21 protein-coding genes are annotated in these 22,226 nt (G+C 64.0%); 6 read left to right on the plus strand and 15 right to left on the minus strand.

All coding sequences use genetic code 11. The features are described from left to right. Nucleotides 1-460: 460 nt before the first annotated feature. Nucleotides 461-1,966 (minus strand): polyphosphate:AMP phosphotransferase, encoded by a 1,506-nt coding sequence (gene pap / locus AC1ZV1_RS22470; protein WP_484293699.1) that lies wholly within the window; start codon nt 1,964-1,966, stop codon nt 461-463. Between the two features lie 106 nt (nt 1,967-2,072). Between pap and mnmC the strand changes: the two genes are divergently transcribed. Both mnmC and AC1ZV1_RS22480 read left to right on the plus strand, forming a co-directional pair. After that, nucleotides 2,073-4,040: a bifunctional tRNA (5-methylaminomethyl-2-thiouridine)(34)-methyltransferase MnmC2/FAD-dependent 5-carboxymethylaminomethyl-2-thiouridine(34) oxidoreductase MnmC1 gene (mnmC, locus tag AC1ZV1_RS22475; RefSeq protein ID WP_484293700.1), complete on the plus strand. Its 1,968-nt coding sequence runs from the start codon at nt 2,073-2,075 to the stop codon at nt 4,038-4,040. Between the two features lie 52 nt (nt 4,041-4,092). Further along, nucleotides 4,093-4,842, plus strand: a complete 750-nt coding sequence (locus AC1ZV1_RS22480) for a sulfite exporter TauE/SafE family protein (protein ID WP_484293701.1) — start codon at nt 4,093-4,095, stop codon at nt 4,840-4,842. A gap of 17 nt (nt 4,843-4,859) precedes the next feature. Here AC1ZV1_RS22480 and AC1ZV1_RS22485 read toward each other — a convergent pair whose 3' ends face one another. Then, the gene (locus AC1ZV1_RS22485; protein ID WP_484293702.1) at nt 4,860-5,342 is read right to left on the minus strand and encodes a MarR family winged helix-turn-helix transcriptional regulator; all 483 of its coding nucleotides are present in this window, start codon (nt 5,340-5,342) and stop codon (nt 4,860-4,862) included. A 132-nt stretch (nt 5,343-5,474) separates the two neighbouring features. Here AC1ZV1_RS22485 and AC1ZV1_RS22490 point away from each other — a divergent pair, with 132 nt between their 5' ends. The 4 genes from AC1ZV1_RS22490 to AC1ZV1_RS22505 all read left to right on the plus strand — a co-directional run bounded on the left by AC1ZV1_RS22490 (nt 5,475) and on the right by AC1ZV1_RS22505 (nt 10,639). Continuing rightward, nucleotides 5,475-7,244: an N-acetylglutaminylglutamine amidotransferase gene (locus tag AC1ZV1_RS22490; RefSeq protein WP_484293703.1), complete on the plus strand. Its 1,770-nt coding sequence runs from the start codon at nt 5,475-5,477 to the stop codon at nt 7,242-7,244. Between the two features lie 69 nt (nt 7,245-7,313). Next, nucleotides 7,314-9,113, plus strand: a complete 1,800-nt coding sequence (gene ngg, locus AC1ZV1_RS22495) for an N-acetylglutaminylglutamine synthetase (protein ID WP_484293704.1) — start codon at nt 7,314-7,316, stop codon at nt 9,111-9,113. Continuing rightward, nucleotides 9,110-10,336, plus strand: coding sequence for an osmoprotectant NAGGN system M42 family peptidase (locus tag AC1ZV1_RS22500; RefSeq protein ID WP_484293705.1), 1,227 nt, complete (start codon nt 9,110-9,112; stop codon nt 10,334-10,336). The genes ngg and AC1ZV1_RS22500 overlap by 4 nt, the downstream gene beginning before the upstream one ends. A gap of 72 nt (nt 10,337-10,408) precedes the next feature. Further along, the gene (locus tag AC1ZV1_RS22505) at nt 10,409-10,639 is read left to right on the plus strand and encodes a YheU family protein (RefSeq protein WP_484293706.1); all 231 of its coding nucleotides are present in this window, start codon (nt 10,409-10,411) and stop codon (nt 10,637-10,639) included. A gap of 223 nt (nt 10,640-10,862) precedes the next feature. On the opposite strand, the gene AC1ZV1_RS22510 is transcribed toward AC1ZV1_RS22505, so the two are convergent. The 13 genes from AC1ZV1_RS22510 to AC1ZV1_RS22570 all read right to left on the minus strand — a co-directional run bounded on the left by AC1ZV1_RS22510 (nt 10,863) and on the right by AC1ZV1_RS22570 (nt 22,225). Next, nucleotides 10,863-11,192: a YnfA family protein gene (locus AC1ZV1_RS22510; protein ID WP_484293707.1), complete on the minus strand. Its 330-nt coding sequence runs from the start codon at nt 11,190-11,192 to the stop codon at nt 10,863-10,865. Nucleotides 11,193-11,237: 45 nt separating this feature from the next. Further along, nucleotides 11,238-11,663: a hypothetical protein gene (locus AC1ZV1_RS22515; protein ID WP_017522014.1), complete on the minus strand. Its 426-nt coding sequence runs from the start codon at nt 11,661-11,663 to the stop codon at nt 11,238-11,240. 240 nt (nt 11,664-11,903) lie between these two features. Beyond that, the gene (locus tag AC1ZV1_RS22520) at nt 11,904-12,716 is read right to left on the minus strand and encodes an SDR family oxidoreductase (protein ID WP_484293708.1); all 813 of its coding nucleotides are present in this window, start codon (nt 12,714-12,716) and stop codon (nt 11,904-11,906) included. Between the two features lie 168 nt (nt 12,717-12,884). Beyond that, nucleotides 12,885-13,184: a hypothetical protein gene (locus AC1ZV1_RS22525; protein ID WP_484293709.1), complete on the minus strand. Its 300-nt coding sequence runs from the start codon at nt 13,182-13,184 to the stop codon at nt 12,885-12,887. Nucleotides 13,185-13,330: 146 nt separating this feature from the next. Then, on the minus strand, nt 13,331-13,489 hold the full coding sequence (locus AC1ZV1_RS22530; RefSeq protein ID WP_017522017.1) for a DUF3309 family protein: 159 nt from the start codon (nt 13,487-13,489) through the stop codon (nt 13,331-13,333). Nucleotides 13,490-13,610: 121 nt separating this feature from the next. Next, nucleotides 13,611-14,237 (minus strand): 3'-5' exonuclease, encoded by a 627-nt coding sequence (locus AC1ZV1_RS22535; protein WP_484293710.1) that lies wholly within the window; start codon nt 14,235-14,237, stop codon nt 13,611-13,613. After that, a complete protein-coding gene (locus AC1ZV1_RS22540) occupies nt 14,234-16,024 on the minus strand; it encodes a DUF294 nucleotidyltransferase-like domain-containing protein (RefSeq protein WP_484293711.1) in 1,791 nt (596 codons plus the stop codon). The genes AC1ZV1_RS22535 and AC1ZV1_RS22540 overlap by 4 nt, the downstream gene beginning before the upstream one ends. Before the next feature lie 75 nt (nt 16,025-16,099). Further along, nucleotides 16,100-17,755 carry a cation acetate symporter gene (locus AC1ZV1_RS22545; protein ID WP_484293712.1) on the minus strand — a complete coding sequence of 552 codons (1,656 nt, stop codon included), beginning with the start codon at nt 17,753-17,755 and terminating at the stop codon, nt 16,100-16,102. Then, nucleotides 17,752-18,063, minus strand: coding sequence for a DUF485 domain-containing protein (locus AC1ZV1_RS22550; protein WP_024763446.1), 312 nt, complete (start codon nt 18,061-18,063; stop codon nt 17,752-17,754). The genes AC1ZV1_RS22545 and AC1ZV1_RS22550 overlap by 4 nt, the downstream gene beginning before the upstream one ends. A 248-nt stretch (nt 18,064-18,311) precedes the next feature. After that, nucleotides 18,312-19,088 (minus strand): hypothetical protein, encoded by a 777-nt coding sequence (locus tag AC1ZV1_RS22555; RefSeq protein WP_484293713.1) that lies wholly within the window; start codon nt 19,086-19,088, stop codon nt 18,312-18,314. A 2-nt stretch (nt 19,089-19,090) separates the two neighbouring features. Continuing rightward, nucleotides 19,091-19,324 (minus strand): hypothetical protein, encoded by a 234-nt coding sequence (locus AC1ZV1_RS22560; protein WP_484293714.1) that lies wholly within the window; start codon nt 19,322-19,324, stop codon nt 19,091-19,093. 4 nt (nt 19,325-19,328) lie between these two features. Beyond that, nucleotides 19,329-21,443: a lipase family protein gene (locus AC1ZV1_RS22565; protein WP_484293715.1), complete on the minus strand. Its 2,115-nt coding sequence runs from the start codon at nt 21,441-21,443 to the stop codon at nt 19,329-19,331. A 23-nt stretch (nt 21,444-21,466) separates the two neighbouring features. Further along, nucleotides 21,467-22,225, minus strand: coding sequence for a hypothetical protein (locus tag AC1ZV1_RS22570; protein WP_484293716.1), 759 nt, complete (start codon nt 22,223-22,225; stop codon nt 21,467-21,469). Nucleotide 22,226 lies beyond the last annotated feature (1 nt).

The following is a 22,226-nucleotide window of genomic DNA, read 5'->3' on the forward strand; positions in this document are numbered from 1 at the left end:
CCCATCGCAGCTCTCGCGACATCCATGTCGCTCAACCCCTGAAACTCCGATTCAACGAGGCCTCCTGAACGGGGCCGTCGGAGCGCTCGGTTGTCTCTCTGGAAAACTTCAAGAGCAAATCGCACAGCGCGAGCTGCGAGATGAGAGGTCCTTGTAGGAGCAACTGTCTTTGTGCCGGTTCACTTCGTGCCAACTTTCCCCCCTCACCCCAGCCCTCTCCCAGAGCGAGAGGGAGCAGATTGTGCCGGCTGACGCTGTAGTTTCATCCTGCACCGAACGGTCCCCTCTCCCTCAGGGAGAGGGTTAGGGTGAGGGCAGGCCCGAGCGCAGGAGTATCACTGTAGGAGCGGACCTTGTCCGCGAAATCCATCGCGTCGGAATTCGTGGTTACCTGGATAATCCGCCAGCCGCCGCGATACCAGTTTGCGAGCCAGCGCGCTCCTCCCCAGGACCGGACGCCTCAGTCCTTCTTGCCCTTCTTCGCACTGGCGTAAGCCGCCTCCAGCGCGTCGTTGATGGTCTTCAGAACCTTCACCCGCGCATAGCGCTTGTCGTTGGCCTCCACCAGCGTCCAGGGCGCGATCTCGGTGCTGGTGCGATCGACCATATCGCCCACCGCATCCACGTACTGGTCCCACTTGTCCCGGTTGCGCCAGTCCTCCTCGGTGATCTTGAAGCGCTTGAAGGGAATCGACTCGCGCTCCTTGAAGCGCTCCAGCTGGGTGTCCTGGTCGATCGACAGCCAGAATTTCACCAGCACGATGTTGTACTTCGCCAGCTGCTCCTCGAAGTCGTTGATCTCGGCATAGGCGCGCAGCCAGTCGGCATCGGAGGCGAAGCCCTCGACCCGCTCCACCAGCACGCGGCCGTACCAGGAGCGGTCGAAGATGGTGAACTGCCGGCGTGCCGGGATGTGCCGCCAGAAGCGCCACAGATACGGCTGCGCGCGCTCCTCTTCGGTAGGTGCGGCGATCGGCACGATGCGGTACTGGCGCGGGTCCAGCGCATCGGTCACGCGACGGATCGCGCCGCCCTTGCCGGCAGCGTCGTTGCCCTCGAACACGGCGATCAGCGAGTGGCTGCGCAAGCGCTTGTCGCGCATCAGCGTGGCCAGTCGCGCCTGCTCCTTGGCCAGCTGTTCCTTGTACTGGTCCTTGTCCAGTTGCAGGCCCAGGTCCAGCGCGTCCAGCAGGCCCTTGTTGTCCAGGCTGGAAACCAGCGGCGCGGCATGGGGCTGCGGCGTCGGGCGGTCCTTGCGCTTGAGCGCGGCCTGCAGGCTCTCGAGGATGGTGCGGCCGACCGTCAGACTGCGATAGCGCTCGTCGGAGCCCTCCACCACATACCAGGGCGCATAGTCACGGCTGGTGCGGCGCAACACGCGTTCGCCATAGCGGACGAACTTGTCGTAGACCTCGCTCTGCTTCCAGTCGATCTCGCTCAGTTGCCAGCTGCGCGTCGGATCGTTCTCCAATGCCTTGAGGCGCTCCTTGAGCTGCTTCTTGGAGAGGTGGAACCAGAACTTGAAGATCAGCGCACCTTCATCGGAGTACATCCGCTCGAAACGCTCGGCATCGTTGATCAGGCCATCGAGCTGGCTGTCCTTGATCTCGCCGGTGACCCGCGCGTAGAGCATCTGGCTGTACCAGTTGCCGAAGAAGATGCCGGTCGTGCCCTTGGGTGGCAGGCGGCGCCAGAAGCGCCACTGCGGCGGGCGAGAGAGTTCCTCGTCGGAAGGCAGCATGAAGCTCTCGACACGAATCAGGCGCGGGTCCATCCACTCGTTGAGCAGCTTCACCGTCTCGCCCTTGCCGGCGCCCTCGATGCCATTGATCAGAATGATCACCGGGAAGCGTGCCTGCTGCTTGAGTTCGTACTGCGCTTCGAGCAGGGCTTCGCGCAGCACCGCGACCTCCTTCTCGTAGGTTTCCTTGTCAATGGAATGACCGATCTCGGCGGATTCGAACATGCACCTCTCCTTGTCTCGACGTGCATAAAAGGTAGCGGAAGTGACGCAGGCTGTCTGCGCGCCGAATCGGCTAAACTGCCGCCTTCGCTTCCCTGCCTGCCCTCACATGCCCGACATCAGCAGCGCCCAGATCGACTGGGACGAAAACGGCCAGCCCACGTCCCGCGTCTATGGCGACGTGTACTTCTCCCGCGACTCCGGCATCGCCGAGACGCACCACGTGTTCATCGACGGCAACCGCCTCCCCGAACGCTTCGCCGCGCTGCCGGCCGGCGGGCGCCTGTGCATCGGCGAAACCGGCTTCGGCACCGGGCTGAATTTCCTCTGCGCCTGGCAGCTGTTCGAGGCGCAGGCCCCGTGCGACGCTCGGCTGCACTTCGTCAGTACCGAGAAGTACCCGGTGACGCAGCAGGACCTGCGCCGCGCCTTCGCCCTCTGGCCGGAGCTGGCGCACCTGTCGGGGCCGTTGCTGGAGCAGTACGTGGCGATCAACCCCGGCTTCCAGCGTTTCGTCTTCGCTGGCGGCCGCGTGGTGCTGACCCTGCTGGTGGGCGACGTGCTGGACACCCTGCCCGAGCTGGACGCACGTATCGACGCCTGGTTCCTCGACGGCTTTTCCCCGGCGAAGAACCCGGAGATGTGGAACGACGCGCTCTACGCCCAGCTCGCCCGCCTTTCGGGGCCAGGCACGACCCTCGCCACCTTCACCAGCGCCGGCGTCGTCCGCCGCGGCCTGGGCGCCGCCGGCTTCAAGATCCGTCGCACCCTGGGCTTCGGCAAGAAATGGGAGATGTCCCAAGGCGAATTCATCGGCACCGAACAGCCGGCCGGCAAGCCGTGGTACAGCCGACCCACGCGACCGAAAGGCCCGCGCGAGGCGCTGGTGATCGGCGGCGGCATGGCCGGATGCGCCAGCGCCGCCAGCCTTGCCGCACGGGGCTGGCAGGTGACGCTGATCGAACGCCATGCGGGCCTCGCCGAGGAGGCGTCCGGCAATCCGCAAGGCGTGCTCTACCTCAAGCTGTCCGCCCACGGCACTGCGCTCTCACGGCTGATCATCAGTGGTTTCGGCCACACGCGGCGACTGATCCAGCGCCTGCAGAAGGGTGAGCAATGGTCCGATTGCGGTGTGCTGCAACTGGGCTTCGACGACGCCGAGATCCAGCGCCAGGCCAAGCTGGCCGACGCCTTCCCGGCCACCCTGCTGCATCCGCTGGACAAGCCCGCGGCCGAATCCATCGCCGGTATCGGCCTGCCTGCCGGCGGGCTGTACTATCCCGAAGGCGGCTGGGTACATCCCCCCGCGCTGTGCCGGCATCTCGCGCAGCATCCCAACATCCGTGTGCTGACCGGCGAGGAAGTCCGCCTGCAACGCGATGCCGATGGCTGGAGTGCCTGGAGCGGCGAGCAGAAGCTCGCCAGCGCGCCGATCGCCATCCTCGCCACCGCCGCCGAAGTGCGCCGCTTCGCCGGCGCCGAGACGCTGCCGATGAAGCGCATTCGCGGGCAGATCACCCGTGTACCCGCCACCGCCGAGAGCGCCGCACTGAGCACCGTGGTCTGCGCCGAAGGCTACGTCGCCCCGCCGCGTCACGGCGAGCACACACTGGGCGCCAGTTTCGAATTCAAGCGAGACGACACTGAGCCATCATTGGAAGAACACTTGGGCAACCTCGACCTGCTGGCGGAGATATCCACAGACCTGAGCGAGCGCCTGCACATCGCCCAGCTCGACCCGGCGACGTTGCAGGGCCGTGCCGCCTTCCGCTGCACCACGCCTGATTACCTGCCGCTGGTGGGCCCGCTGGCGGATCGCGACGCGTTTGCCCAGGCTTACGCCGTGCTCGGCAAGGATGCGCGCCAGGTCCCGGAGACCCCCTGTCCCTGGCTCGACGGCCTGTACCTGAACAGCGCCCACGGCTCGCGCGGACTGGTCACCGCCCCGCTGGCCGGCGAATTGCTGGCGGCCTGGATCGATGACGAGCCACTGCCAGTGCCTCGCGCCGTCGCCGAGGCATGCCACCCGAACCGTTTCTTCCTGCGCGACGTGGTGCGCGGCCAGAAGAACGCCTGATCACCGCGCGGCCTCTCGAAAGTCGCGCCAGCTTCCAGAGCGGACCACCGACATGGATGCACTGCTGCTTGAATCCTCCGCTATCGGCCTGATCCTCGGGCTGCTGCTGGGCCTGACCGGCGCCGGCGGCTCGCTGGTGGCGCTGCCCCTGCTGCTCAGCCTGCACCTGCCGCTGCACGACGCCATCGGCGTCAGCCTCGGCGCCGTGGCGCTGTCGGCGGCCATCGGAGCCATCCCACGCGCGCGGCAAGGCCAGGTGGCCTGGAAGCCCCTGTTCTGGCTGGTCATCACCGGCTGGCCGGGCAACGCCGTCGGTCAGTGGCTGGGCAAGTTCGTGCCCGATGGCTGGCTGATCGTCGGTTTCTGCCTGCTGGTGCTGTGGTCGGCGTGGCGCATGTGGAAAGGCTCGCAGCAGGAGCGCCAGGGCGGCCAGGCGACGCGCAATGGCCCGCTGCTGGGCGTCGGCCTGGCGGTGGGATTGCTGTCCGGCCTGATGGGCGTGGGCGGCGGCTTCCTGATCGTGCCCGGTCTGCTGTGGTTCACGCCACTGTCGATGCTGGCGGCGACGGCGACCTCCATGGCGGTGATCGCGCTGGTCTCCGGTGGCGGTTTCCTGCTCTACCTGACCCACGCACAGCCACCACTGTCATTGCTGGCCTGCCTGGCGGCAGGCGGCGCGCTCGGCGTGCTGTTCGGCAATCGCCTGGCGGTACGCCTGGGCGGCGCAACGTTGCAACGCCTGTTCGCGCTGATGCTGGTAGCCGTCAGCCTGTCGCTGGCGGCGCAGAAGCTGATGAGCTGATAGCGCTCAAGCCAGCCTCAGAACTCCTCTTCTTCCTCGACGCCGGTTCCCGGCGTCTCGAACAGCTCCGCGGCGCGTAGCAGCCCGGCAAGGATTGCGTGCTGCTCCCACTCCGGCAGCCCGGCAAAACGCTCCAGGGCATGTTCGGGCAACAGGGCCGGGCCGTGCTTGAGCGCCTTGCGCCCGCCCGAATCGAGGCTCAGCCACTGCTTGCGCCGATCATCCTCATCGCGCCGGCGGCTCAGCAGCCCCTTGCACTCCAGGCGGGTCAGCGCACTGGAGATGGACGACTGCGACAACGCCACCTGCCGTGCCAACTGACCAGCGGTCATCTCTCCTTCCAGCTCCACCACCTGCAGGATCAGCAGCTGCAGCGGTGTCAGTTCGCCATCGCGGCCCAGGCTCTTGGAGTGCACTTCAGCTGCCTGCTGTAGCCGTCTCAGGGCTTGCAGCATGGCGAGTGCGTGGGCGTTGCGCATCGAAGTCTTGCTGTCGGCCATCTCAGTCCACCTGCTGCTCCGTCATTTTTCCTCAATGAAATCAAATAGAACTCTCGCTGGATCGATGGGTCATCCCCTAAGGCGTCCCTGAGGCGCCACCCACTTCATCCCCAACGGAGATCCGGTAAGGACATGTGCGGAATAGCAGGAGAGTTACGTTTCGATAAACAGGCTGCGGACCTTGCCGCGGTCGAACGCATCACCCATCACCTTGCCCCGCGAGGTCCCGACGCGTGGGGCTTCCATAGCGAGGGGCCGGTGGCTCTGGGACACCGACGGCTGAAGATCATGGACCTGGCCGAAGCCTCCGGTCAGCCGATGATCGACACCGCGCTGGGCCTGTCGCTGGTGTTCAACGGGGCAATCTACAACTACCCCGAACTGCGCGGCGAGCTGGAAGCCCTTGGGTACCGCTTCTTTTCCGGAGGCGACACCGAAGTACTTCTCAAGGGATACCACGCCTGGGGTGAACAACTATTGCCACGCCTCAATGGCATGTTCGCCTTCGCCATCTGGGAACGCGACAAACGGCGCCTGTTCATCGCTCGCGACCGCCTCGGCATCAAGCCCCTGTACCTGTCGCAGACCGGCAAGCGCCTGCGCTTCGCCTCCAGCCTGCCAGCGCTGCTCAAGGGCGGCGATATCGACCCGGCGCTGGACCCGGTGGCGCTCAACCACTACCTCAACTTCCACGCCGTGGTACCCGCGCCGCGTACCCTGCTGGCCGAGGTGCAGAAGCTGCCGCCAGCCACCTGGATGACCATCGACGCCGACGGCCACACCGAGCGCCAGCGCTGGTGGGCCCTGGACTACGGCCCGCTGCCCGATGAGCGCGAACTGACCCTGGACGACTGGGAAGACCACCTGCTCACCAGCCTGCGCGATGCCGTGAGCGTGCGTCAGCGCGCCGCCCGCGAAGTCGGTGTGCTGCTCTCCGGCGGGGTGGACTCCAGCCTGCTGGTCGGCCTGCTGCACGAGGCCGGGGTCGAGGACCTGCTGACCTTCTCCATCGGCTTCGAGGATGCCGGCGGCGAGCGCGGCGACGAGTTCCAGTACTCCGACCTGATCGCCCGGCGCTACGGGACCCGCCACCACCAGCTGCGCATCGACGAGAACGAAGTCATCTCGCAGTTGCCGGCGGCCTTCCGCGCCATGAGCGAGCCGATGGTCAGCCACGACTGCATCGCCTTCTACCTCCTCTCGCGGGAAGTCTCGAAGCACTGCAAGGTGGTGCAGAGCGGCCAGGGCGCCGACGAGCTGTTCGCCGGCTACCACTGGTACCCGAAGGTCGCGGGCGCGAAAGACCCGCTGCAGGCCTATCGTGCCGCCTTCTTCGACCGCACGCACGGCGAGTACCGGGACACCGTGCGCGAAGCCCTGCGGGTGGAGGACGTGGCCAGCGAGTTCGTCCGCGAGCACTTCGCCCAGCCGGGCGCGGAAGACCCGGTGGACAAGGCGCTGCGCCTGGACAGCACCATCATGCTGGTCGACGACCCGGTCAAGCGGGTGGACAACATGACCATGGCCTGGGGCCTGGAGGCCCGCGTGCCGTTCCTCGACTACCGCGTCGCGGAACTGTCGGCACGCATCCCGTCGCGCTTCAAGCTCGGCGATGGCGGCAAGCAAGTGCTCAAGGCCGCCGCGCGCAAGGTCATTCCCAGCGAGGTGATCGACCGGCCCAAGGGCTACTTCCCGGTGCCGGGCCTGAAGCACCTGCAAGGCAATACCCGCGCCTGGGTCAGCGAACTGCTGCTGGACCCGAGCCAGGACCGTGGGTTGTTCGAGACGGCGATGTTCGATCGCCTGCTCAGCGACCCGGCGAGCGACCTCACCCCACTGCGTGGATCCAAGTTGTGGCAGTTGGCGGCCCTCAACCTCTGGCTGACGGAGCAAGGCCTCTAGAGCCCGGCGGCGCCAATTGGCGCCGCCTTTCCCTTCAGCCCAGGACAGATGCTTATCAGGGAGCGCACGATGAAACCTCATTCCAACCTGCCCCATCCCCACAACCAGCGGCTGCTGCGCGGCCAGACGCCGACCTACGAGCGGCTGCAGGCGCGCTTCGCCGGTGACCACGCGGAAAGCCACGGCCCGTTGATCCTGCAGTGCGGCTGGGGGCGCCTGCTGATCGGCCACACCTTCTCCAGCCCCGACAAGCTCGCCGCCGAGCTGCTCAACGAACAACCGGGTGAACGCGACATCGCCCTCTACGTGGCCGCACCGCAACAGGTCCTGGCCCACGCCCCGCAGCAACTGTTTCTCGATCCGTCCGACGCGCTGCGCCTGTGGTTCACAGAGTATCGCCCAGCGCGCCGGCCCTTCCGCGGCTTCCGTATCCGCCGCGTGCACAGCGACGACGACTGGGCGGCGATCAACCGCCTGTACCTGTCGCGCGGCATGCTGCCGGTCGATCCATCCAACGTCACCCCGCGCCACCAGGGCGGCCCGGCCTACTGGCTGGCGGAAGACGCCGAGACCGGTACGGTGATCGGCACGGTCATGGGTATCAACCACGCCAAGGCTTTCCGCGACCCGGAGGGCGGCTCCAGCCTGTGGTGCCTGGCGGTGGACCCACAATCCAGCCGGCCCGGCGTCGGCGAGGCGTTGGTGCGCCACCTGATCGAGCACTTCATGAGCCGAGGCCTGGCGTATCTCGACCTGTCGGTGCTGCACGGCAACCAGCAGGCCAAGTCGCTGTACCGCAAGCTGCGCTTCCGCGAGCTGCCGACCTTCGCGGTGAAATGCAAGAACGGCATCAACCAGTCGCTGTTCCTCGGCCCCGGCCCGGAGGAAGGCCTCAACCCCTACGCGAGGATCATCGTCGACGAATCCCATCGGCGCGGTATCGAGGTGCAGGTGCAGGACGCCGACGCTGGTCTTTTCACCCTGACCCAGGGCGGTCGGCGTATCCGCTGCCGCGAATCGCTGTGCGACCTCACCAGCGCCGTGAGCATGAGTCTGTGCCAGGACAAGACCCTCACCCACCGCGCCCTCGACCGGGCCGGCCTGCGTCAACCGCAACAGCGCCTGGCGGGCAGCGCGGAAGAAAACGCCGCCTTCCTCGACGAGCACGGCGCCCTGGTGGTCAAACCGGTAGACGGCGAACAGGGCCAGGGCGTCGCCGTGGACCTGCGCACGCCAGAGGACGTGGAAAACGCCATTGCCCACGCGAAGCAGTTCGACACCCGGGTGATCCTCGAGAGCTACCACCCCGGGCAGGACCTGCGCATCGTGGTGATCGGCTATGAAGTGGTGGCCGCCGCCATCCGCCGCCCCGCCGAAGTGATCGGCGATGGCCGGCACAGCATCCGCAAGCTGATCGAAGCACAGAGCCGCCGCCGCCAGGCCGCCACCGGTGGCGAAAGCCGCATTCCACTGGACGGCGAAACCGAACGCACCCTGAGCGCCGCCGGCTTCAGCTACGACGACGTACTGCCCAGCGGCCAGCGCCTGGCCGTGCGGCGCACCGCCAACCTGCACACCGGCGGCACCCTGGAAGACGTCACCGAGCGCTTGCACCCGACGCTGGCCGACGCCGCCATCCGTGCCGCGCGAGCGCTGGAGATTCCGGTCACCGGCCTCGATCTGCTGGTCACCGAGGCCGACCAGCCGGACTACGTGATCATCGAAGCCAACGAGCGGCCCGGGCTGGCCAACCATGAACCACAGCCCACCGCCGAGCGCTTCGTCGACCTGCTCTTCCCGCTGAGCCGCGAACTGCTGCACCGCGACAACCGTGACCAGCCGCATTCCAACGTGGAGGCCCCGGCATGACCCCATTGCCACAACCGGACCTGAACTACCTGCAGCGCGTGCTGCTGGAAATGCTCGCCATCCCCAGCCCCACCGGTTTTACCGACACCATCGTGCGCTATGTCGCCGAGCGGCTGGAGGAAATCGGCGTGCCCTTCGAGATGACCCGCCGCGGGACCATCCGCGCGACCCTGCTGGGCCGGCGCAAGAGCCCGGACCGCGCCGTCTCGGCACACCTGGACACCATTGGCGCCATCGTCCGCGAGATCAAGCCCAACGGTCGTCTGGCCCTGGCGCCGGTGGGCTGCTGGTCGAGCCGCTTCGCCGAGGGCAGCCGGGTCACGGTATTCTGCGAGAACGGCGTGTTCCGTGGCAGCGTGCTGCCGCTGCTGGCGTCCGGACACGCCTTCAATACCGCCGTGGATACCCTGCCGATCAGCTGGGATCACGTCGAGCTGCGCCTGGACACCTACACCGCCAGCCGCGCCGACAGCGAGTCCCTGGGTATCGCCATCGGCGATTTCGTCGCCTTTGACCCCCTGCCGGAATTCACCGAAAGCGGCCACATCAGTGCCCGCCATCTCGACGACAAGGCTGGCGTCGCCGCGCTGCTGGCCGCACTGAAGGCCATCGTGGAAAGCGGCCAGGTGCCGCCCATCGACTGCCACCCGCTGTTTACCATCACCGAGGAAATCGGCTCCGGCGCAGCCGGCGCATTGCCCTGGGACGTGAGCGAGTTCGTCGGCATCGACATCGCCCCGGTGGCAGAGGGACAGAACTCCAGCGAGCACGCGGTGAGCGTGGCGCTGCAGGACTCCGGTGGCCCCTACGATTTTCATCTCTCGCGCCACCTGCTGCGCCTGGGCGAACGCCACGAGGTCGCCGTGCGACGGGACCTGTTCCGCTACTACCACAGCGACGCGCAGTCGGCGATCACCGCCGGCCACGACATCCGCACCGCCCTGCTGGCCTTCGGCTGCGATGCCACCCACGGCTACGAGCGCACGCACATCGACAGCCTCGCCGCCCTGGCGAAACTGCTGACTGCCTACATGCTCAGCCCACCGGTCTTCGACAGCGACGCGGAACCCAGCGAGGGCACGCTGGAGCGCTTCAGCAAGCAGCTGGAACATCCGGTTCACATGGAAAGCACCACCCATGTGCCGCCGGTGGACCACCTGATCGACAGCGGCGACGCCTCTGAGAGGAGCAGTGGCAAGGACGTGGACAAGAGCAAGAAGTAAGGCTGCACTCGGCGCAGCGCGGGACTACAATCCCGCGCTGCGATTTCGAGTGCGATTCATGAGTAGCCCGCCATGCTGATTCCCTTCGAGCTCATCGAAGCCGACACCCTCAACAACCTGCTGGAAGACTTCGTCACCCGCGAAGGCACCGACAACGGCGACGACACGCCGCTGGACGTACGCGTGGAGCGCGCGCGCCATGCACTCAAGCGCGGCGAGGCGGTGATCGTCTTCGAGCCGGACAGCCAGCAGTGCCAACTGATGCTGAAAAGCGAAGTGCCGAAGGAGTGGCTGGAGGACTGAGCCGGGGTTAAAGCGTTGCACCGCCTCCCTCCTGGAGCGCCCCATGAGCGCGATCGCGGGCTTGGCCCGCTCCCGGGGCGCGCCGAAAACCAAGGGCTTTGGAGCGCGTCCACAGCATGGGTATCGCAAGCTCCCCCATCCTGCGAAGAAACTCAGCGGCAAGATGGAAGTACGGCGCAGAGCGCATAACGCGAACGGCGTTATGCGCCAGAAGCTGGGCAGTTCAGGGCGCGAGACGCGGCCCGAGCAGCACGACGCTGGCGCCGATCACGCACAGCGCGACACCGACCCAGTCGCTCCACAGCGGGCGACTCTTCTCCACGAAAGCCAGCCAGAACAGCGACGCGGCGACGTAGATGCCACCGTACGCGGCATAGGCGCGCCCGGCATAGTTCGCCTCGACGCGGGTCAGCAGCAGCGCGAAGACCGTCAGGCTGAGCAGACCGGGAATTATCCACAGGACGCTCTTGTCCAGGCGCAGCCAGAGGTAGAAGGCGTAGCAGCCCGCGATCTCGCAGAATGCGGCGAGGACGAACCAGAGGTAGTTGATCACAGCGGTCTTTCCTTTTCAGCGCCGTCTTGAAGACAGCCGTTGGGCTCAGCCGCGCAGGCCGCCCTCACGTTCCCAGGCGCAGCGCACTTTCAGTTCGCCTTCGCGCGGGCTGTGGAAGCCGTTCTCGGACTCCCAGCGGAAGGTGTGGCTGCCGTTGACCTCGGTTTCCAGGTGGACCACCGCGCTGGCCCAGTACAGGCGACGCAGCAGGGCTTCGAACTGTTCGACCCAGAGCTTCCACTCGTATTCGATGGTCTGATAGCTGGCGCCGAAATGGATCACCTGGGACTGGTACAGACCAGCGCCTTCAGTCTCGCAGCGGCTGAACATTTCGCGGCCGAGGAACGGCCAGGCTTCGCCCATGGGCAGGCTGTCGAGCACCTTGCGATTGGCGGCGCGGCGCAGGCGGCGCTCCATCGAGTCGCCGGGCCAGTCGCGGATGCAGCCATAGACGATGGATTCGGAGTGCAAGCGGGTTCTTCCTTCAATGACACCGGAGCCTTCTAACACAGGCCTGTCATGGCGCAAAGCGCGAATCCCCACAGCTGCGCAGTAGCCCGAAAAAGCAAAAGCCCCGCGAAATGTGCGGGGCTTTCACCGGGGTCCAACGTACATCAGCCAGGCAGGCCGGTGACTAAAACTAACCCTTTGCACCGGCCTGGGCAAGCCCCGTCTTTCGCTGCACCGAAAGGGGGCAAAAACGCCCTTCGATCACGAAAGACTGCGGCGCTTGGCCTGCATCTTCTCCGCCATCTTCGCCATCTCGTCGTAGATCGCCTGCGGGTTCTGCTGCTTGATCTGCCAAGCCATGCGGCCCTGCTCGTGGGGCAGGATCATGAAGACGTCGCGGGCCACTTCCTGATGGATGTAGTCGGCAATATCGGCGGCACTGATCGGCGAGCTTTCCAGCAGCTTGCCGACCTGGGTCTTCATCTCCGGGCTCGGGCCGCGGAAGGAGTCCAGCAGGTTGGTCTGGAAGAACGACGGGCAGACCACGTGGACCTTCACGTCCACCAGGCTGAGGTCGGCCAGCAGGCTTTCCGAGAGGGCGACCACACCGGCCTTCGCCACGTTGTAGTTGCTCATCGCCGGGCCCTGCATCAGCGCCGCCATGGAAGCAATGTTGATGATGCGCCCCTTGCTCTTCTCCAGCAGCGGCAGGAAAGCCTTGCAGCCTTTGACCACGCCCATCAGGTTGATCGAGATCTGCCAGTCCCAGTCTTCCAGCGACAGTTCGCTGAAGAAGCCGCCGGAAGCGACGCCGGCATTGTTGACGATGATGTCGATGCCACCGAATTTCTCTTCACAGGACTGCGCCAGCTGGGTCAGCTGGCTGTAGTCACGCACGTCGCAGCGCTGGACGAAACCGTCACCGCCGGCTTCGCGCACGAGTTTCAGGGTTTCCTGCAGGCCTGCTTCGTTGACGTCGGCCAGCGCCAGCTTCCAGCCCTCGCGGGCCCAGCGCAGGGCGATTTCGCGACCGAGGCCGGAACCGGCGCCGGTAATCATGATGCGATTTTGCATAGGGGAGGTCTGCCTTTTCTTGTCGTGTTCAGGACGGATGCTCGACAACGGTTTTGTCGACGACTGTGGCCCGAAGTGTAACCAAGGCTTTCCGCTTTCAGCGGCGAAATCAGGGCGCTGAATGCCCCTGGCAAACCGCCGGCGCACTAGCGCTTCGAGGGAGGCCGGTCAGGCCTGCAGGAGCACGCAGAGCTTGCCCAGCACCAGGGCGATACCGGCAGAGACGAGCAGGTGGGCGGCGCAGTTGACGCGCTCGCGCTTGAGCTGGGCGAAGCGCCTGATGCGGTAGCGCAGGAGGAAGACGCCCAGGGCGACGGGAATGGCCGGGCCGAGGAAGGCGAACTGCCAGTAGCGGTCCGGGTTGACCACCGGGTCCAGGGTCATGGCTTCGGCCAGCGGTGGCAGGCCCAGCCCGCACTGGACGAGCAACCACACCACGCCCAGCACAACCAGTACAACGCCCAGCATCCCTACAACTCCCTGACGGCAAAGGCCCAGCATCTTAGTACAGGCACTGCCGCCGGGCTGTGCGACGAATCACCCTGTGGCGTATCGGCGCTGTGACGAAACCGCACGGACACAGGAGCGGCCCGTCACGCGCCAGGGGATCCGACTCAGATCCTTCCGAGCAGCAGCAATACCAGCAGCACGACCAGCACCACGCCGATCACACCGGAAGGGCCGTAACCCCAGTTGCGCGAGTGGGGGAAGACCGGCAGGCCGCCGATCAGCATCAAGATCAGAATGATCAACAGGATGGTCCCGAGTCCCATATCGTCTCTCCTCTTTCAGTCGACGAGGGGCGATGGCTCGCGGAGGTGCGATAGGCCAGCGCTTGTAATTTCCGACCGGGACGGGGCGCGGAAGATTCAAAGAATCTGCGCGCGCTCGGGCTCAGCTCAGGTCGCGGGGCAGCGAGCCCTTGCGCAGGCGCAGGAACATCAGTGCGGCGGTGCGCGCGTCGCCGATGGCGGTGTGGCGACCTTCAACGGGGATGTCCAGGTTGCGCGCCAGGGTGTCGAAACGCAGGTCCAGGTGCAGGTCGGGGAAGCGTCGGCTCATCTTGCGGTGGTAGATCTCGGAGACCTCGACACGGGGGTTTTCCAGTCGCGCGTCGAGCTGCTCGCGCAGGTGCCGGCGCAGTACGGCAACATCGAAGGACAGGTAATAGCCCAGCAACGGCCGATCGCCGATGAACGCCTGCACCCGACGCAGCGCCTCCACCAGCGGCAACTGGCCTTCAAGGTCGGCACGGCGCAGCTTGTGAATGCGGATCGAGTCGCCATCCAGTGACGGTGGCGGCTCCACCAGCAGCTCCAGGCGTTCGCCGAGAATCAGCTTGCCGCGTCGGATCACCACCGCACCGATGCTGAGGATGTCGGCCTTGCGCGGATCGAGACTGGTGGTCTCCAGATCCAGCGAGACCAGTTCCTCGGCGTCCGCCGGATCGTGCCGCCACCAGTAGAGACGGCGACGCCAGGCCGACCAGTGCGGATCGGGTGCAACAACGCAGGCGCTCATCGGGTCTCCAGGTGGAATTGGCGGGTCAGGCTCTGCTTGAACTTCTTCACCGTGTGCAGCCCGAAGCGCAGCAGGTCACGCTCGTGGCGGCTCAGGCGGGACACATCGAGGCCCTGCTCGCGCCCGTCGCGCTGGCCGTCCAGTTGCTGGCGCAGGCGCAGTTGAAGGAACAGCTCGAAGGATTCGACCAGGTTGTCGACCAGCGATCCATCCAGCACACCGAGCCCTTTCAGGGTGGCGAGGCGACCGAGGGTACCGCGCTCCTCCAGCCCTTCGCGCACGGCCAGCACGCGGGCGCCATGGACGATGGGGAAGAGGCCGCCACGCTTCACATCCAGGTGCGCGTCCTGGGTCTTGAGCTGGCCGAGGAAGGTCAACGGCGTGTCGAACTGCAGGGCTGGCAGCGCCAGGTCGCTCATCCAGCGACTGCTGTCACCAGCCAGCGCGCACAGGCATTCACGCAGGCCATCGAACAGACGCCGGTTGCCCGCTACCGGCCAGGCGTCGGCGAGAATCGACAGGCGCATCAGCTGTTCGGGGCGCCCTTGCAGCGGCAGCTCGCGCAACTCGCGCTGCCATTCCGACAGCGGCTTGCACCAGTCCGGACGGCTGGCCATCACGCCACCGGGGCACGGGGGATAACCGAACTCCAGCAGCGCAGCGGAGAAGCGCTGCATCAACAGCAGGCCCTGCTCCACCGGCAGGCCGTCGTCGAGGATCAGTGCGTTGTCCTGGTCGGTCTTGAGCAGTTGCTCCGCGCGCCCTTCGCTGCCCATCACCAGCAGGCAGCAGCGACCGCGCAGTACGGGTGGCACCTGCAGCTCGAAGAGGCGCTCGAGCAGCTGTTCGTTGAGGGCGCTGACCAGTTGCATGATGAAGCGCAGGCGGATGCCATTGCCCGCCAGGGTCGCGATCAACGCGTGCAGGGTCTCCGCCGCGGCACGCAGCTCGGCCTCGCTCTCAGCCCGGGCGATGCGCAGCGCCAGCACGTGGGAATGGGTGGAGAACAGGCTGAGCACCTGGGTCAGGTGCAGCAGGCCGACCACCCTGCCCTCGTCACACACCGCCACGCGTTCGATGCGCTGGCGGGTCATGAGGATCATCGCGTCGAAGAGGAAGTCGCCCAGTTCGACGTGGCTCAACGGACGGTGTGCCAAGGGGCCGATGGGCTGTGCCTCGCTGAAGCCGTCGCGGAAATGCGCGGTCATCAGGTCGGTGCGGGTGACGATGCCCAGCGCGCCGTCCTCGCGTACCAGCAGTGCGTCCGCGCCACGGCCGAGTTGCAGGCGCGCCGCATCGCCCAGCGGTAAAGTCGGCTCGACTTCGATGGCGGGCAACAAGTGTTCCGGGGCGATGCGGGTGAGGATGAATTCGGCGAGATTCTGTCCGTCACGGCGTTCCAGCTGACGCTTGCTGGCCAGGTCGGCGCGGAAGAAGCGGGCGAACTGCGGGTTGTCCGTGCAGAGCTGGTGGAAGACCGCAGCAGGCAGTTCGTAGACGATGCTCTCTTCCACCGCCTGGTAACGGTGCTTGCTGCTGCCGGAGAACAGTCCGCGCACATCGAACAGGTCCTCGGCACCGTACTGGGCGAACAGCTTGCCGTCCTCGCCGCGCTCCTCGATCACGCCCTTCATCAGGACGAACAGGCACGGCACCGGCGCACCGGCCTCCAGCAACACCTCGTCGACCGTGTAATAGCCCACGCTCAGCGCGTCGCGCAGCTGCTCGCGCTCCAGCGGGCGGAGCTGGTCGAAGGGGGGCGAAGCGAAGTTGAAATCGTCGGACATCCGTCATCCGTCCCTGTCAAAAAAGCGGGGCCGGAGGTGTCACCACCCCCGGCCCCGGCAGGTTAGCTCAGACTGTCAGTGGGCAACGGCGCCCGTGGCACCCAGGCCGGTCTGCGAGCGGATGAACTGCGGGAAGAAACGCGCGCGCTCTTCGTCGGCCGCAGTGGACTTGTCGGTGATGGAGAAGAACCAGATACCAATGAAGGCCACGGCCATGGAGAACAGCGCCGGGTATTCGAACGGGTAGATGGGCTTCTCGTGGCCGAGGATCTGCACCCAGATAGTCGGGCCGAGGATCATCAGCACGACGGCCGTGATCAGGCCCATCCAGCCGCCGATCTTCGCGCCGCGCGTGGTCAGCTTCTTCCAGTACATGGAGAGCAGCAGCACCGGGAAGTTGCAGCTGGCGGCGATGGAGAAGGCCAGGCCGACCATGAAGGCAATGTTCTGCTTCTCGAACAGGATGCCGAGGATGATCGCGACCACGCCGAGGCACACGGTGGTGATCTTCGACACGCGCAGCTCGTCCTTCTCGTTGGCCTTGCCACCTTTCAGCACACTGGCGTACAGGTCATGGGACACGGCCGAGGCGCCGGCCAGGGTCAGGCCGGCAACCACCGCCAGGATGGTGGCGAAGGCCACGGCGGAGATGAAGCCCAGGAACAGGCTGCCGCCCACGGCATCGGCCAGGTGCACCGCTGCCATGTTGTTGCCGCCCAGCAGCGCGCCGGTGGCGTCCTTGAAATCAGGATTGGTGCTGACCAGCAGGATCGCGCCGAAGCCGATAATGAAGGTCAGGATGTAGAAGTAGCCGATGAAGCCAGTGGCGAAGAACACCGACTTGCGGGCCTCCTTGGCGTCACTGACGGTGAAGAAGCGCATCAGGATATGCGGCAGGCCGGCGGTGCCGAACATCAGCGCAAAGCCCAGGGAAAACGCAGAGATCGGGTCCTTCACCAAGCCGCCGGGGCTCATGATCGACTCGCCCTTCGGATGCACCTTGATGGCTTCGGAGAACAGGGTGCTGATGTCGAAGTTGACGTGCTTGAGCACCATGATCGCCATGAAGGTGGCGCCCGAGAGCAGCAACACGGCCTTGATGATCTGGACCCAGGTGGTGGCGAGCATGCCGCCGAACAGCACGTAGAGGACCATCAGGATGCCGACCAGCACCACAGCGACGTGGTAGTTCAGGCCGAACAGCAGCTCGATGAGCTTGCCGGCGCCGACCATCTGCGCAATCAGGTAGAAGGCCACGACCACCAGCGAGCCGCAGGCGGACAGGGTGCGGATGTCCTTCTGCTTGAGGCGGTAGGAGGCCACGTCGGCGAAGGTGTACTTGCCCAGGTTGCGCAGGCGTTCGGCGATCAGGAAGAGGATGATCGGCCAGCCGACGAGGAAGCCGATGGAGTAGATCAGGCCGTCGTAGCCGGAGGTGAACACCAGCGCGGAAATGCCGAGGAAGGACGCGGCGGACATGTAGTCGCCGGCGATTGCCAGGCCGTTCTGGAAGCCGGTGATGCTGCCGCCGGCGGTGTAGAAGTCAGCGGCGGACTTGCTGCGTTTGGAGGCCCAGTAGGTGATGCACAGGGTCAGGCCAACGAAGGCGACGAACATGACGATGGCGGAGACGTTCAGCGGCTGGCGCTGTACCTCGCCGGTAAGGGCGTCAGCCCAGAGTGACGGTGCGAAAGCGGCCAGCACGAGCGCCGCAGAAATTCGGCCTTTCATTGCTGGGCCTCCTTGAGGATTTCCTGGTTGAGGCGGTCGAATTCACCGTTCGCCCGACGCACGTAGATGCCGGTGAGCACGAAGGCCGAAAGGATCAGCCCGACGCCCATGGGGATGCCCCAGGTGACGGACGAATCGGCACTGATCTTCGCGCCGAGCAGCTGCGGCTGGAAGGCGATGAGCAGGATGAAGACCACGTACAGGCCCAACATGATCAGGGAGAGCAGCCAGGCGAATCGCTCGCGCTTGGCCACCAGCTCTTTGAAGCGCGGATTGGTATCAATCCGCTGGTAGATGCTGTCGTTCATTTTGTTCTTGTCCTCACAGCGGGGATGACGCGGATGTCGTCGATCCCTAATTTATTTGAGCGCTGCAAGGGCTCCAGACGACTTTAGTCGTAGCGTTGCGCCACGATGTGCGAACAAGCCCGGAATAGACGCTTCGGCAGGAAAAAAGGCCCGCACGGGGCGAGCCTCGGAAAATCGTCGTGTGCCGTAGCACGCGAAGATTTTCCCGCGCAGGCTGGCGTCAATAGCGAGAATCCACCGACAAGGAATCATTGTGATTGCTTGAGGCGGATGGCTTGGAGCTTGTCGAAGTCAGGCTCACTGCTGCCGTCGGCGATGACGCTGCCATCGGGGTAGGAGAACTCAATGTATTTCCCGATAACGTGATCTTTTGGCCAGATGGAGTGAACGACAGTGTTAGCGTGAAGTATGGGTTCAAATTTCACCTCCTTAGCTCTTGGGGCTCGGTAAGAACGATAGATTTCTCCTTTTCCTGCAAGCCAGACCTGCGTTTCGTAATGTCCTCTGAACTGTTGATCTACCCAAGGAAAATATTCTTCGTTGATCAATAAATCTCCATTTACAACAGTTGGTGAGTACATTGATCTTCGTTGTGGAGGGTTGTTATCGAAGGCCACGATTATGCCCCCCCCCCCTCCAGCAGTAACACTCTCGCCAAATTGCGTTGTATTAGCGTAATGAACCCCAAAGGTCACATTGCTCAATGTCCACTGGCAGGTACCGCCACCGTCTCTGGCCAGCTTGGCTTCATAGACGTCACTCTGCCCCACCTGCTTGGGGTCAACGTCGATGGGATAGAAACCGTCTATCTCATAGGGCACTCCATCGGCCGACTCCTTGCTCGTGCATTTGGCGGAGCGATACATCACTCGCATGCTGTCCGCCGCCAAGTCCTGCGGCACTCTGATACTAATGGTCACCTGCTCGCCGCCGGGAACAGGAGCAAAGGAGGGTTGTTGGGCGCAGCCCGTGAGACTGACGAACATCAGCAGGGCGCTGCTGGCACCATGGATGGGGGCTTTCATGCTTACCGTTCCTCTTCGTTGACGCTATTGGGAAATACGATGTTCATCTCGTCCGGATAGCGGGTGGGAATGGGCTGAGTGATGCCGTGGCGATCGGTGACGCCCTCGTAGACCTTGCGTTCGCGGGTGGTGACCCGATAGAGCACGAAGGAATGTGGGCTGCCATCGTATTGGCTGACGCGGTAGGTCACCTGCTGCAGCGGGAACTGGCCGGGGTGGATCAGAATGTTGTTCATGCCGTCACTCCTGAGGGGGACGCTTCTTGTAGATATGCTCGATGGGCTCGCCGGATTCCCGCTCCAGGGCGGCGAAACGCTGGATCGCATCGGCACCTCCTTCGAGCTGCCTGGTCATGCCCATGGCCATGGGCAACAGGTCCTGCAGGGCGAGGAATAGCTCGTTGCGCGTGCGTTCCTCTTCGGGGCTGTTCACGGATCTTTCGTCCATTTGTTTTTTGAATTGCGCCCGCTCTTCCTTGCGACGCATCTTCTTATCCGGTGCGCAGAGTTCCAGCAGCTGGTTGTGCAGGAAGGGCAGATAGCGCGAGCTCATGAAGTGATCAGCCGGATTGATGCTGTGGATGCCGGTCTTCGGGTTGCTGTAGGGCGGAAAGTGTTTTTTCAGGCTGTCCCGCGATAGCGACTGGATGAAAGCCTTCTGTTGTTCGTTGGCATACTGGCTCTTCTCATCGCTCAGACTGGGCACCAGGTAGAGCTTGGCCGTGGCCGGCAGGGGCATGGTGAGCACGCGCTGTTGTGGCAGGCGAGAGCCATCACTGCCTCGCTGGCCGGAGGACTGCGCCTCCTTGGCCTGCCGGCTTTGCTGGGCCCTGAAGAACAGGACTGAGTTGCCGTGGTGCCAGAATGGGTCGCCGAATTCCGCGATCTTGCTGACGGGCAGCTGCGCAAGAGACCACAGGTAACCCAGGTCTGGGCCCAGCGGGCCGAGTGCGTCATACAGCCAGTTATCCAGCGCCGCTTCAGGTGGCACGCAGGGGATCGGGTCGGCGTCGTTGATATGGCGGAAGTGCGGGAAGCGCAGGTTCTGCATCGCCATGGCGGTGAACGTGCGTGGCATGCCGTAGGTGTAGAGCAAGGGCTCACGGTCCTTCAGTTCGGCTGAGTGGATCAGGCCTAGTGCACCGCCGAGGCTATGACCGCAGATGAATAATCGCTTTCCTATTAGCAGACGTTCAATGCTGATGAAGTCATTAGCAAATAGGCGTTTAGCTACTTCAAACCCTTGTAGGAAGCCGAAATGCACCTTGCCTTTGTTGGTCAGCTGAGTGCAGGGCGCCTTGGTTTCGCAGTGCGTGCCATTGGCCTCTACAGGTTGGTACAGGATGTCGGTCAACCAGTCATGGAACTCCAGAGTTCCACGCCAGGCCACCATGAGCTGGGACTGGTTACTGGCATAGAACAGTTGGGTGTTCTTGATGATGTGGAATGGAATGTTCGGTTCGCCCTTGGGTACCGAAGCCGTGCGAGCATCCAGCATCACGGCCGTGGTGTAGCGCTCGCTGAAGGGTACATCCACCACCAGGGCCGGCATCCATTCGCCGCCGGGCGTTGGCGGCGGAAAGGAGGGGGTGCGAGATAGGTCCAGGCATTGACGGAAGAAGAACTCTTCGACTGAGCCGGTCAGTTCGATGGATGCCCGCGGCTGCTTTTTCTTGCTCTCCTTGTAAGTCACCTCGGTGTAGGTGAGGTCCGCCATCAGGCCCAGGTTATAGGCATTGGCCATGCTGTACTCGGGCTGGTGGTGCAGCACCAGGTTCCAGGCTCGGAACGGGCAGATTTCCAACAGGTGGCGACGGTCCAGCGCCTCGGCGTTAACGGTAAATCCGCTGCACTCGGGGTCGGGGAAGTGGAAGGCTGGCGGCTGATCATCGGTCCACTCCGGATCGATCTTAGGCAGGCGGTCGCACAGGTGGCCAATTCGCAAGTAGTGGTAGACGTGCCCTGCTTCCCTCGCCCGCTTTTCAACCGGAGACTTTGGTGGTTGGCCGTCGTAGGTATAGGCATACACCAGTTCTCGCTGCTGCTCGCGGCGCTCCGCACGCAAGCGGCGGGTCTGCATCACCTCAGCCAGCGGCTCGGCTGTCAGCCATAATGTCACGGCAATGGGTTTGAGGCCCTCCAGGCGAACAATCCCCTGTGCATCGCTTTGCCCGCTGAATTCGGGGATTTCTCCACAACGCACCGCGTCGTTGATGGCGCGGTAAGGCTGGTGGGGCAGCGGATCGCCCTGCTCATCAAGCAACTGGAACTCCAGCCAGTGAAGAATCTGCTTGCCGCGAACATTTACAATTTTTACGGGGCAGAGTGTATCGGTGCGATGGGAGTATTCAGACATAAGAGGTCATCCTTGAGTATGATTTATTTGTTAGTGCTGGAGGTTTGCAGTCTTCTTATGCTGGGTCTTGAGTTGGTAGTCACTACTGATCCGTCTGGGTATATATTTCTGGCTTGCTCTCCTTTCTTTTTTACACCTTCAGTTCGTACTATCTGGTTTTCGTGAAAATTTGGAGTGAAAATAATGTTTCTTGCGTCAAAAGACCTATAGGTAATGACATCTTGAAGCCCAAGTATTGAAATTGTCTTCTCATAACCTCCAAGATGGCTTTCTAAAATCCAGGGGTAGTAATCGCTGCTGATTTCTATGTCGCCCTTGACGTCTCTGATACGCTCCATTGATCTTTCTTGCGGCAAGTTTTCATCAAAGATGACGATTACTCCTCCGCCCCATCCGTATTTCACATTCGTCCCAAATTGCACCGTGCTTGCGTAACGCACCCCAAAAGTCACATTGCTCAATTTCCACTGGCAGGCACCACCACCGTCCCTGGCCAACTTGGCTTCATACAGATCGCTTTGCCCCACCTGCTTTGGCTCCACGTCGATGGGATAGAAGCCGTCTATCTCGTAGGGGCGTCCGTCGGCGGATTCCTTGCTGGGGCATTTGGCGGAGCGATACATCACCCGCAGGGTGTCCGCTGCCAAGTCCTTGGGAACTTTGACCGTGACTGTGACTTGTTCACTATTGGGCGGCGGAGAAAAAACAGCGGTTTGCGCACAACCACTGAGACTGAATAAAAGTAACGCTGCTGATGAGGGGATAAATTTCGGCGTGTTCATT

It is taken from the genome of Pseudomonas sp. BB438, from assembly GCF_057180225.1.